The 13,110-nt window shown below is 42.2% G+C and carries 10 protein-coding genes; 1 reads left to right on the top strand and 9 read right to left on the bottom strand.

What is annotated here, in order from left to right:
• Positions 1-197: 197 nt before the first annotated feature.
• Positions 198-2,153 (top strand): fibrinogen-like YCDxxxxGGGW domain-containing protein, encoded by a 1,956-nt coding sequence (locus ACMVDV_RS21900; protein ID WP_416159667.1) that lies wholly within the window; start codon positions 198-200, stop codon positions 2,151-2,153.
• 937 nt (positions 2,154-3,090) lie between these two features.
• Here the strand turns inward: ACMVDV_RS21900 and ACMVDV_RS21895 are convergent.
• From ACMVDV_RS21895 to ACMVDV_RS21855, 9 genes are all read right to left on the bottom strand, one after another.
• Positions 3,091-4,377 (bottom strand): allantoate amidohydrolase, encoded by a 1,287-nt coding sequence (locus ACMVDV_RS21895; protein WP_416159666.1) that lies wholly within the window; start codon positions 4,375-4,377, stop codon positions 3,091-3,093.
• Positions 4,378-4,392: 15 nt separating this feature from the next.
• Positions 4,393-5,622, bottom strand: coding sequence for a pyridoxal-phosphate-dependent aminotransferase family protein (locus ACMVDV_RS21890; RefSeq protein WP_416159665.1), 1,230 nt, complete (start codon positions 5,620-5,622; stop codon positions 4,393-4,395).
• A 2-nt stretch (positions 5,623-5,624) separates the two neighbouring features.
• On the bottom strand, positions 5,625-6,449 hold the full coding sequence (locus tag ACMVDV_RS21885) for a sulfite exporter TauE/SafE family protein (protein ID WP_416159664.1): 825 nt from the start codon (positions 6,447-6,449) through the stop codon (positions 5,625-5,627).
• The gene (locus ACMVDV_RS21880) at positions 6,437-8,020 is read right to left on the bottom strand and encodes a gamma-glutamyltransferase family protein (protein ID WP_416159663.1); all 1,584 of its coding nucleotides are present in this window, start codon (positions 8,018-8,020) and stop codon (positions 6,437-6,439) included. The genes ACMVDV_RS21885 and ACMVDV_RS21880 overlap by 13 nt, the downstream gene beginning before the upstream one ends.
• Positions 8,021-8,034: 14 nt before the next feature.
• A complete protein-coding gene (locus ACMVDV_RS21875) occupies positions 8,035-9,225 on the bottom strand; it encodes an amidase family protein (RefSeq protein WP_416159662.1) in 1,191 nt (396 codons plus the stop codon).
• A 352-nt stretch (positions 9,226-9,577) separates the two neighbouring features.
• The gene (locus ACMVDV_RS21870) at positions 9,578-10,060 is read right to left on the bottom strand and encodes a putative 4-hydroxy-4-methyl-2-oxoglutarate aldolase (RefSeq protein ID WP_416159661.1); all 483 of its coding nucleotides are present in this window, start codon (positions 10,058-10,060) and stop codon (positions 9,578-9,580) included.
• A gap of 3 nt (positions 10,061-10,063) precedes the next feature.
• Positions 10,064-10,717, bottom strand: coding sequence for a TetR/AcrR family transcriptional regulator (locus tag ACMVDV_RS21865; protein WP_416159660.1), 654 nt, complete (start codon positions 10,715-10,717; stop codon positions 10,064-10,066).
• A 199-nt stretch (positions 10,718-10,916) separates the two neighbouring features.
• Positions 10,917-11,369, bottom strand: coding sequence for an ankyrin repeat domain-containing protein (locus ACMVDV_RS21860; protein WP_416159773.1), 453 nt, complete (start codon positions 11,367-11,369; stop codon positions 10,917-10,919).
• A 77-nt stretch (positions 11,370-11,446) separates the two neighbouring features.
• Positions 11,447-12,985, bottom strand: a complete 1,539-nt coding sequence (locus ACMVDV_RS21855) for a catalase (RefSeq protein ID WP_416159659.1) — start codon at positions 12,983-12,985, stop codon at positions 11,447-11,449.
• Positions 12,986-13,110 lie beyond the last annotated feature (125 nt).

Here is a 13,110-nt window from a genome sequence, read left to right as displayed (position 1 = left end):
GGAGTGATGATTCTCGGACGCGAATATTCTTTGGATTATAAATTACTCAAAGTATGCTCCCGCCCTGCTTCAAAACCAAGGTACCCTGTTTGCTTATTATAATTGATATAACTCAAATTTTCAGATGGATACTTTGTTTACTTGTACCTTACTTGCATATATAGTCCACCTTATTTATAGATTTAAAAAGGATATTTATGTTTTTAATTTATGCACTTAGTGCTATTTCATTAGTAGTTTCTATCAACTCTTATGCAACAAAAATTCAATTTGGAAATATAGAGATAGATAGTGCCCCGCGTGTATTAGAGGTTGAAAATACTTTTTCTGATCCAGTGCTTTTTTTAGGTCTACCAACTTCAGAAGATACTGAACCAGGAGTAGTATCGGTTCACAAGACCGCAAATCAAGTTACAGTAAGGTTTGCAGAGTGGCCTTATCTTGATGGTGTACACAATACAGAATATGTTCCTTATCTAGTATTAGAAAAAGGAATACATCAAATGTCCGACGGTAGTATATGGGAAGTAGGCACATTTAATCAATCTTCTAATACTCAAGTTCAGTACTTTCAACAAGCATTTAGCGAAATACCTATTGTAATTTTGTCACCTCAAACTCAAAATGAATCAGACCCTTATTCTGTTAGGGCGAGCAGCGTAACCCAGCATGGTTTTGCTTCACGTCTTTTTGAACAAGAAACGGGCGATACCCATGCAGCGGAAACTATTGCATACCTCGCTATTGACAGCAAAAGCAATACTGGAATAATAAACGAGCAGTTAAGCTATCGCAAAAAAGCTGTAAAGATTACTTCAGGGCTGTATCAAGCCCCACTTGGCAAAATTAGATTACATGAAGAGCAATCAAAAGATTCAGAAACATCCCACGTTGATGAAACACTTGGCTTTTTGCAAATTAATGACGAAGTGTTCGCAACAGATCAATCTATTTATGGTGAAGATACAATCAGCTTTAGCTATACGCCTGAATATAAGTATGTGACAACAGAGTTCAGTGAAAGAAACAATATTGTTTTAGTTGGTACTAATGGTTTATCCACGAAAAACTACAGTGCATCAAAAACCTACAGCAAAGACTTACCTTCCTCAGCGTTTGATGGTTATTCTTATAACACTGGTATCCTAAATAAAGATGCAACAAAAAAAGAGGCTAGAGGGACTTGGATATCTCCAGCTAACGAACCACAGTGGCTAGAAGTTAATATTGATACTTTAGCGATGGTAACTGGGATTAGAGTGACGAATTTAAGTTACCCAAAACGAACTCCTAAAGATGTTGTCTTGCAGGTTTCACAAAATGGTGTTGAATACAATGATGTACAAAGCTTTTCACTGAAAATTGAAGATGACACTGTTATGCTAGCTTCACCAGCAATCGGCCAGTATTTTCGTCTTCTAATGACCTCAAACTTCGGCGATTCAAGTTATTATAAAATTGATAATGTTGAAATGTATGGCCATTTAATTCAAGAGACGAATGCCGCTGCACCAACGACTCCAGAACCAGAGTTACCTGAAGGTCCAATTACAGTATCCTGCGACGTTTTGCACCAAACATATCCAGAGCTAACTAGTGGTGAGTATTGGATTGATCCAGACAATAAAGCTGGTCCTATTAATCCTTTTAAAGTGTATTGTGATATGGAAACACAAGGTGGTGGCTGGACGCTATTTGCTAATCATAAAGATGATCTCAATAATATTGCTACCTTACCGACTATCTTGCCAAGCGATTTTGGTGTAATGGAAACTGAAAAATGGCAAGCGCTAAGAGAATCAATGTCAACTGGGTTCATGTTCAAAGATGAGCATCAGCAAGTATCAGTGCTATTAACTTCGACTATCAATGACTCCGATTGTAGAACACCGAGCATGATAGATGAGTTAGATAATATTCCACTTATCTATGATTATGGTACATTATGGCATTATGAAGGTACTGGCTGTGGAGTTAGTGACCTTGATTATTCACTTGTAATTTTAGCTGATTCAGAGTCCTCAAGAAACAACTCATATACATATCAAGGTGCATCCTTAATCCAATATTCGAGCCAAAAATTCGATGTTTGGCCTTATAGCTCATCGACTTCTCGTGATGAGCAAGACGAGCTACAGTACTTTATTAAATAATCCAAAGGGAAGTGGTAACTAAATCACTTCCCCCATAAGCTCTACATATATGTGTAGTCCATTCAATGCAACTTCAGTCGCGGTTTAGTCAGTAGACCTTACTACCTCTTCCTATCAAACATTTCCCGTTCCAGAACCCTTTTAGTGTTTTATTTCTAATCAATGTTTTCGAAAAGCTTTCAAGTTTGTTTGTAAGCTTCTAGTAAAGTGGACCTGCTAATAACTCGTCAAATCCATTAGGCTATTTCCAAGTTTTAATAGGGGGTAACCATGAGAAAAACACGTAGCCCGGAGGAGGGACGCAGCATCATTGAAGAGTAACAAGCTAGCGATTTAACGGTCCAAATACAAATAATAGCAAATAATAAGTCAGGCCTTTCTTTTTGTCAGTCAACCATTTTTAATCTTTACTAGCTCTGACACTTTAACTTGGTTTTCCCTCCGTGGATATCAAAGTGACAAAGTTACGGTTAAGGGAAATAAGGTTTATGATGGCAACACTAGAGTTAATGAAGCTAAAAAAGCATGGATGGAAAACAGAAATTCCTGTTGACGAGTTACCCAATCCCACCTACAAGTGATGATCCGTCAGGTGGATATAGGTATTTATAATGAGCGAAATAATATAAAAGCTAATATACCATCTAGAGATGTACTTTTAACTATGCTGAGGCTTACATTATTAGAAATTAGAGCCACCGACAAGGTTGAATTAGCGAATGCTTTGGCTGATATATTTCTATATTACCGGCTCAATTAGTAGGTAATTGTGATGAAAATAATATTTTAGAGTTACAAATAATTGCTGAAAAATCATTGAGTAAATAAGATTATAGCGCCAAGCCTCACACTTATGAGGTTTTATTTTACGCTACTTTGAAGTCAAAGGGATTAAAAATTAGCCTCGCCCTCAACTAAGGAGGAAGCGGAGCTTTCTTTAGCTATTTAGCTTTTTTACATAAAGCACCAGCGAGCTATACAAAACACTCAGCGCTTTGGTTACATCGTCATCAATTACAGCTTCTGCTGGGTGATGGCTTATACCACCGGGGCTGCGTATGAATAACATACCAACCGGGCAAATAGCGGCGATTGCCATGGCATCGTGGCCAGCACCAGAAGCTAAAGCAGGGGATGCTTGCTGATTAAACTTACAGGCACTTGCAAATAACTGTTGAATTTTTTCATCGCAGGCAACCGCATCGGCCGCGTGAGTCCATTGCCAATCGAGGGTTAAATTACGCTGCTTTGCTATTTGCTCAGCGCTACTTTGTATCGCGGCGAGTAGATTAGTTAAGTCTTGATCATTTTGTGCTCGTGCATCTAGGCTTATCGTGGTTGTACCGGCAATGACATTTGTGGCTCCTGGGCGGGCATGTATTTGACCAACGGTAGCCACCTCCCCATTTTTAGCATGTTTTGCAAGTTGCTCAATTGCCAGTGTCAGTTCTGCGCAGCCGGCTAATGAGTCTTGGCGTAAATTCATCGGGGTTGTTCCCGCATGACCACTTTGCCCCGTTAAGCTGATCATGGCGCGTTTGGCACCGGCAATAGCGGTTACCACGCCTAATGCTTGGTTAACTGATTCAAGTACAGGGCCTTGCTCAATGTGGGTTTCCCAATAGCCGAGTAGCTGGTTTTTATTTAATGCGGCTTTTGTGAAGTCATCAGGGGTTAGGCCAAAATCAAGCATGGCTTGGCGCATTGTGACTCCGCTTGTATCTTCAATATTTAGCCATTGTGGCTCAAACTCATTAGCCAATGCTTTTGAGCCAATTAAAGTGGTGGCAAAGCGCGTGCCTTCTTCATCACAAAACCCCACTACATCTAAATGAAAAGGTAACTCGAGTTTAAGTTTGTGAGCAAGTGCGGCAACTTCAATCGCTAACAGCACACCTAAAATACCATCGTATGCGCCAGCATTGGGCACCGTATCTAGGTGGGAGCCAATAATTAAACGTTTGGCATTCGGATCAGTTGACTCTAAACGGCCCCATAAATTACCCACCTCATCTTGCCATGTTTGCATACCCGCATCACTCATCCATGTTGCAGTAACACGGTTACATTCTTTATGCTGTTTTGATAAATACTCGCGATGAATTCCCTCTTGCATTTGCGACAGTGTACTGAGTATTTTACAGCGCTCTAATGAGCGCTTTGCGTGGCTTTGCGCCAGTTCTTTGGCTAATAAAGGGCTGTATTGTGGGCTTACAGATGTCATGCTAGTCCTTGATTTTTATTTATAATGAGCAAGAGCTGCCAGAGCTGCTTCGCCTTTGGGGCCTTTATAGCCATTGGCGTGCAGGCATGCATCTAAGCTTGCAAGAGTTTGCAGTACGGCGTCTTTACGGGCGTTATAACCCATTGTACCGATACGCCAGATTTTGCCGTGCAAAGGGCCAAACGAAGTACCAATTTCGATACCAAAGTCGGTTAGCATTTGTCCACGAACATGATCTGCGTTGATCCCAGGTGGTATATAAACCCCCAACACGTTATTCATTTTGTGGTTTAAGTCACCAAACACATCTAAACCTAGAGCTTGAATACCGCTGAGCATGGCATCGCCGTGTAATTTATGTCGTGTAACACAGTTATCTATACCTTCTTCAATCACAATGCGTGCACATTCAGACGCGCAATACAGCATGCTGGTGGCTTCGGTGTGGTGGTTTAAACGCTCTTCACCCCAGTAATTCATGATCATGCCTAAATCAAAATAATTAGAGCGAACAAAAGGCTCGCTGCCATCTTTATGATCAGCAGTACGAATGCCCGCTTCGACTTTTTTACGTTTTTGGATCCAATAGGCACACTTATCGCTCAATGTTACAGGTGCAGATCCCGACGGACCGGCCAAACATTTTTGTAAACCCACAGACAGTGCATCGAGTTGCCATTCATCTGCAGGTAGTTTGTTACCGACGATCGAAGCGGTGGCATCACAGTAAAATAGTACATCGTGTTTTTGACAAATATCGCCGATGTATTCAAGTGGCTGGTTCATGGTTGTTGAGGTGTCACCTTGTACCATAGCGAGCACCTGTGGTTTTACATCGACAATCGCTTTTTCGATTTGCTCAGGTGTAAATACTTCACCCCAAGGCACTGCAATGGTGTGTACTTTTGCTCCTACACGCTCTGCAATCTCAGCAAGTAAGTGACCAAAACGGCCCATAATCGGCACCAGCACTTTATCGTTAGGGCGTAAAATAGAGCAAAGCACGGCTTCGATACCTGCCCGAGAGGTACCATCTATTAGCATGGTCCATTGATTTTTGGTGTTAAATACTTCTCGGTAGCGTGCCATGGTTTCGTTCATAAACCCGGTCATTACAGGGTCATATTGACCAATAAGTTGTGCTGACATGGCTCGTAATACACGAGGGTCGGCATTAATTGGCCCAGGCCCCATTAATAAGCGTTGCGGTGGGTTTAAAGTTTGAATTTGCGTGTTATTGAACATGTTTATGCTCCAAGAGTTTGAATAAGCATACGAATACCTGTGATCATCAGCACAATGGCAAAGGCGCGTTTTAATTGTTGTTGATCCAGCTTACTGCCTATTTTTACGCCAATGGGCGCAAACAAAATAGTCAGCGGAATGATCAGAAAAAAGGCAGGCAGGTTAACTAAACCCCAAGTGCCTAGGGGAGCATCGGTTGGCATAGTGCCAATACTTAATAAGGTAATTACACCCGCAAGAGCAATGAGCAAGCCAAATACTGCAGCACTGCCAACTGCAACGTGAGCGCGAACATTAAATGCATTTAACAAAGGCACGCCAATTGTGCCGCCGCCTATGCCAATCATGACTGATAACCCACCCACAACACTTGCCATAATAGCTTGGCCAAATTTCCCTGGTAATTGATTGACCAAAGCGGGAGCGCCTGCTCTAAAGAGCATATTTAAGCTCACTAAAATGGCAATACATGCAAACATAAGTACCAATGCATTGCCACGAATAGAGTGTGCTAAGTAACTGCCAATGACTGCCATAGCTAAAATAAAGGGGGCCCAAAATTTAACTAATGCAACATCAATATTGCCCTTTAAATGATGCGATCGAATCGATGAAATTGACGTAGGCACAATGGTCGCAAGTGATGTTGCTGTTGCTATCATCATGGCCGATTCAGGGCTAACAGCAAAACCTTGCAATAAAAAATACAGAACAGGCACAATAACAATGCCGCCGCCAACACCAAATAGCCCCGCTAAAATACCGGCAAATATTCCGGTTGCGATTAGGGCCGCAATAATCGGCCATTGATTAATTATTTCTGACATGATATTCCTGCTGTAGTTACTATTGCTCGGCCATCTGAACGAGGATCTGTTGCGGCTTCAAGGTTGTTGGTAGCATCTAATATAGCGCCTGCATGGCCCATCATTTCATTGTTGTTGGCAACACTCACCCAATCGTGTTGGCGTTGGTTTAATTCATTTTTAATCTCAGCAGCTAAGCTTTCTTCAATTTTTAAATTGCTGCTAGTATCACCCCAGGTTCGGCCCAGTAACCAGCGAGCATCACTGATTGCTTGGTTGATAGATTTGCCACGCCATGCGTAACCTGCAAACACGGTAGCTTGTGTTTGCGGTTGACCTTCACCGCCCATGGTGCCGTAGGCTAAGCGCCGACCATCGGGAAATTTGGCCATAGCAGGATTTAAAGTATGCGCAGGTTTTTTGTTCGCAGCGAGGGCGTTGTTATCATTATTGTTTAAATTAAAACTTAGCCCGCGGTTATTCCATACAAAGCCGCCTTCGCTCATCAATATGCCGCTGCCAAACTCCCAATAGACACTTTGTATAAAGCTCACCAGTTGACCGTTTTTGTCTCTTGCTGCCATCCATACAGTATCTCCAGGCTCGGCATTAAATGGCCATTGCTGGGCTTTGTTCATATCAATATTATTGGCAAGCTCAGTTAAGCGTGTATCAGTTAAGGCATTTTTGTAAGCACCGCCAAGTGCCTGTGGATCAGCCCAAAGAGCAGGGCGCTGCGCAAAGCTTTGTTTTGTTGCCTCAACAATTAAGTGAGTCCAATCGGCTGGTGTTTTAGCCAAATGTTTTAATTTATTAACCGCAGCAATTATTTGCAGTGAATGAACACCTTGCGTTGGAGCGGGTAAGTTATAACACTCTATTCCCGAGAGATTAGCGTTAAGTGCAGTTACCACGCTTGCTTGAGTTTGGTTTATATCGTGTAGCGTAATAGGGCTTCCGGCTTTGCTTAAGTCACCAGCAAAAGAGTTGGCAAGTTCACCCTGATAAAATGCATTTAAGCCATTTTTAGCAAGGTGCGCAAAGGTATCTGCAAGCTTTGGATTTTTAAAATGTTGCCCGGCTTGTAAAGGCTTACCATTGGGGATGAATAAGTTTTTAAAGGCATCGTTGCTGTTTGCTACTGTAGCTAATTTTTCGCAGCCTGCTTGCAAGCTAGCAGTGACTGTAAAACCGCTGCGGGCAAGCTCGATTGCTGGCGCTAAGATATCACTGAGTTCAAGTGCTGCATGTTTATCGAGTGCAAGTGCTTGTTGCCAGCCGCGCAGTGTAGCCGCTTGGGTTAATGCGCTTAGTCCACCGCGTTCAGGCACCTGTGATAAATTGTCATAAGCGCTAATATCATTCGCTGCGCGGCCACACGCATCAATGGCAGTGGGGATCCGTTGATTGGGGTTATCGATTAGCCAAAAGCTGTCGCCGCCAATCGAATTCATATGGGGGTAAACAACGCTAATTGCGGCGGCCGCGGCTACCATTGCTTCGGTTGCTGTACCGCCTTGTTTTAAAATTAATGTGCCAGCCTCTGTAGCGGCAAAATGCGGCGCGGTGAATGCAATATTGTGTGTGCTCATGCAAGTGGGTCCTGTTAAAATTGTGCGGCTAAATATTTAACGCAGGCAAGTAAACTTTTATCGTTACCATGGCTCATCATTAATGAAAATCCATAAGGGTGACCATTCTCTAAATTGGCCAATGGCAAATGCACTTGTGCCGATCGGCTCAAGCCTGCAATTGCCGTTAACGTCATTATTTGCATACGTAAAGCGCTGGTGTCGGCGCCTAATTTAGGTGCGGTTGTGGGGCTTGATGGCAAAAACAAACAGGCGTTTGAATTTAAGTTTTTAGCAATTATAGTTTGCCACTGAGTTTGTATTTGTCTTGCTTCTTGTTCTTCTTTTGCCGTTAAAGCGAGCGCCATGTTAAAACGCGCAGCAATAGCTGGCGCAAACTGAAGCGTTTGCTCTGATTGCTCAAGCCAGTCTCGGTGGGTTTTTGCAATAGCACGCCCTTGTAATATTCTAAAGGTGTCGGCCAGCTCGCTTAACAAAGTTTTAGTTGGTAATACAAAATCTTTATGCTGGCTAAAGTGTGGTTTTGCCCTTGCTAATAGCTGATTGAGTGGTGCTTGCAAACTGGGCTCAACAAGCTCAAACAATGGCTCACAAATAACTAATGTAGTTACAGGCTGAATAGCTTGTTGTGGTAATAGGGTATCGCCAACCTCACTTAATAGCTCAGCATCTTGTGTAAACCAGCCTATTGTGTCGAACTCAGGGGCCAGCGGTATTAGCGCGTCTTTTGCAATTACATCATGACTGGGTCTAATCCCAAATAAGCCACAATAACTCGCTGGTATTCTAATCGAACCGCCAGTATCAGTACCTAAGCCTATATCTGCTAAGTTTGCGGCCACAGCCGCGGCTGAGCCCATACTAGAGCCACCACAAGCATGACCTAAAAGCTTGGGATTTTGCGCTGCTCCATAATGGATGTTATTGCCCTCTAAGCTATAGGCTAGTTCATCAGTATGGGTAAAACTTATAAAGTTACAGCCTGCATCCATAAGTTTTGTAACTGCGCTTGCAGTGTGTTTTGCAGGGGTTGCTGTATTAAACCAACTTGGGTTTCCTGCACTATTAAGCTCGCCTTTTATTGCAAATACATCTTTTACAACCAGACGTTGGTTTTTTAGTCGCCCTTGGCTATGTGTTTGCCATGCTTTAGGGCCATGGTCGCAAAAGATACCGTTATGTTTATTATTTTGTTTGGTACTCATTTCACCACTCGTTATGAAATAAATCTGACCAAATGGTTATTCGGCCAGATTTAGGGGGTGATCAAAAAGGCGATGTTTTATTATTTTTTGCTTACTGCTAACGTTATTATTTTATTTAACAGAGCTAAGTTCGCTTTTTAATCGGTTTGTTTATATTGTTGATTAAAAGCTAAGCAAGAGAGATGCCAAAAAAACAAAAGCTGTCCATTCGGTCAGCTTTGTTGGGGTGAAAGCCAATTTTTTAATAATTAACGGTTTTAGTGAGCGCAGAATTAGCCATGAAAACAAACCAACTTGGTGCAACTATGCACTAATTTGGTTTTGCTTATAAATATTTTTTGAAATGAAATGTTTAAAATAACGGTACTTTACTAATTATTAAACCGTTTACATCAGCATAAAGCCAATCACTAGGATTGATTGTTGTACTTAACATGGTAATGGCTTGATTTTTGTCACCAAAGTCTCGTTTTAGTGTACTGCGAGGGGTAGAGCCTAGCGCCATAACGGGTAGTTCCATGGTCGCGAGTATTTCTATATCGCGACAACAGCCATTTATAACGATACCTTCCCAACCATTTTTTAAAGCACGCTCTGCCATTATGTCGCCTATAAAGGCAAACCGTTTACTGGCGAAACCGTCGATCACCAAGACTTTTCCTTGGCCATTTTCGTGAAGAATATTAGCGGCGTATGAGTTGTCTTCGGGGCAGGTAACTGTTACTGCTTGGCCACAGAATGTGGTCTTTTTACCAAAATGGCGTAAGCCACTGTCAGCGACTTGTACATTGTTGCGGTGATCGTCGTAAAGATCAGGGGTAGTAAAGTTATTCATGGTTTATGCCTTACTTTGCTCTGGTACTTTAAGACCAATGCCTTTTAAAATAATGTGGGCAATTGATTGCGTAATGTGTGCCACATCTGTCTCGTCATATTCTAGTTTGTTCATGACCAATAACACTTCACTTTGAAAGTCAGCGTAATACTGGGTGGTTGCCCAGATAGTAAATAGCAAATGGTATGGGCCGATAGCGTCTATTTTTTTTGCGTCCATCCATGCCTGAAACACATCAACCTTTTGCTTAACCCAAGGGCGAGTGTTGGTTCTAAAATAGTTTTGCAAATAGGGCGCGCCGCGCAGTATTTCACTGGCAAATAAGCGCGACTGAAGAGGCTCGTTGATTGCCAGTATAACTTTGCTTTTTATGTAGTTATAAAGCACAGTTGCGGGGTCATCATTAGCCGTTACATTATCGAGGCCTAAGTTCCAGTGGGCAATGATGCGATCTATGACAGCTTCATAAAGGCCATCTTTGCTTTTAAAGTAATATAAAATATTGGCTTTGGGCACTTGCGCTGCTGTAGCAATCATACTCATGCTGGCACCTTCATAGCCAAGCTGAGAAAACAATTGTTCGGCAGCATTTAAAATGAGCTTTTGGTTTCTTTCTCGCGTGACTTCTTTTTTATTTGGCTTTATTTGTGTGGTCATTATTGAGTGTATATGTTTAAGCTGTTGATTGATTGTAGCTTTATTGACCGAAAGGTCAATTACTGAGTTGGCTGATTTTTTAGTTTATTGAAATTAGTTGCTCAGGGGGAAGTGTTAAAGATTTTCAACAGAGTTATTGAAGTTATAAAAAGTAATACGGCCCTTATACAAAGGGCGCATCACTTTTTAAGAACAGTTATCATTTTTTAACCTGTGCGAGTAAATCAAGTACCTTTTGTTGACCAAAAGTTTGTGCAAATTGCTCAGCTGTTTGCCCTGCTTTGTTGCTATGTGCAGTATCGCAATCAAGGCTTACTAAGGTTTTGGCAATGCTAAACTCACCTCTAAAAATAGCCGCCATGAGTGCTGTGTTACCGCGCTTGTCTTCTAGACACGCGTTTGCGCCCAAATTTAATAGCGAATTCACCGTGTTATTATTACCGTGGTAGGTGGCAATCATTAACGCTGTGTAACCTTTGTCGTTAGAGCTGTCGATAGGGATACCGGCAGATACGAATTGCTTGATTACTTCTTGATCGTCAGTGCGTGCCGCTGCAAAGTAATAGGCGAGTAGGTTGTCGTAACGTGATTGCGCGTCATTACTTGGCGTTTCATCAGCAACAGCCTGAAGGCCAAAAATGGCAATAAGCATGATTAATAGTTTACGCATATGAATGTCCTGTAAAAAAGAGGAAGGAACGTCCTTCCTCATAAATAGTGGGCAGAATGCTATAGTTTGCTTGCCAGCTGTTTAACCATTTTAATATCAGCGTTTACAGCTTTAGTTAAACGCGTGCCGTATTCGCTATCCGCTTTGTAGAAGTGACTGAGCATTTTGTGTTTAACATCGCTGTTTTGTACTTTACCCAAATCACCAGCTAAGTTATTGATCAAGTTGGTACGCTCTTGTTTCGAAAAGCTACGGTAAAGCACACCGGCTTGAGCAAAGTTTTGTGGCTTTTTAATCGCAGCTTGTTGTACATAGCCTTGCAGCTGCGTTTGGCTTCTACGGGCAATTGGGTTTTCACTCACATGCTCGTGACTTGGTTGATAGTTCACGTTGCTGGTGGTGTTACCATAATTCATTGCGCCGTCTTGGTTGTAATTAGCCACCGCAACTTTTGCACGGTTAATAGGCAGTTGCTGATGGTTCGCACCTAAACGATACATTTGCGTATCAGCGTATGAAAATACGCGACCTTGTAATAAGCGGTCTTCAGATGGCTCAATCCCAGGGATAATATTAGCCGGTGCCATTGCAACTTGTTCCGTCGCTTGGAAGAAGTTAGTTGGCATACGGTTTAAAGTCATAGTGCCGACTTTTGTTTCTTTGATATCTAACCACATTTTAGTGGCATCTAACGGGTTATAATCAAAGTCATCAAGTTGCGACGGATCAAGTGTTTTGATGTACAGATCCCATTTTGGGAAGTTGCCTTTACCTATTTCAGCGTATAAATCGCGAGTTAAATGTTGGAAGTCTTGGCTTTGCACTTTAGCCACTTGTTTGGCATCAAGGTTATCTATACCTTGTTGGCTTACCCAATGAAACTTAACGTATTTCACATCGCCTGCTTGGTTAATCATTTTGTATGCATGTACGCCCCAGCCATCCATTTTACGTAAGCTTGCCGGTGTACCGTAATCACTGTAAACCCAGGTTAACATGTGCGTTGCGCCTGGCTCATAGGAGAAAAAGTCAAAAAAGCGATTAGGATCTTGAATGTTATCAACCGGAGATGGCTTTAAAGAGTGCACCATGTCTGGAAATTTAATCGCATCGCGAATAAAGAACACGGGGAGGTTGTTACCCACTAGATCCCAGTTGCCTTCATCAGTATAAAACTTGGTTGCGAAACCACGTGGATCACGCAGCGTCTCAGGGCTGCCTTTAGAATGAATAACAGATGAGAAGCGTACAAACACCTCAGTTTCTTTGCCAGCTTCACTAAACGGTGCTGCAATCGTTAAGTCGTCTAACTCTTTACTTGCTACAAACACGCCGTGTGCGCCTGTACCGCGTGCATGTACTACACGCTCAGGAATACGCTCACGAGCAAAGCGTTGGAGCTTTTGAATTAACTGTACATCTTCAAGTAACACGCTGCCGCGCTCACCCGCAGTGATGGAATTTTGGTTATCACCTACTGGTGCACCGTTATCTTTTGTCAAAGTTGTGGCAGCCGTTGCAGGTAATACCATTGCTAGAGCAAGTGCACTTAGTGTAAGAGTCGATTTATTGTTGCTGTTGTTTAATTGAGTATTCATGTGTTGACCTCATGTAATTTACTCGCTTGCGCCATGCAAGCGTTTTAGCTGAGCCCAGTGTATGAAAAGCTTTATGTTCGGTAAAATTGATTGTTTAGATTGGTGCGATTTGTATTTTGAATGAC

Origin of the sequence: Pseudoalteromonas sp. ASV78, assembly GCF_047806705.1 — a bacterium.
In the GTDB taxonomy this organism is placed as follows: domain Bacteria; phylum Pseudomonadota; class Gammaproteobacteria; order Enterobacterales; family Alteromonadaceae; genus Pseudoalteromonas; species Pseudoalteromonas prydzensis_A.
The sequence above is the reverse complement of the archived record's forward strand: the minus strand, read 5'-3'. Positions and strand labels throughout refer to the sequence as shown.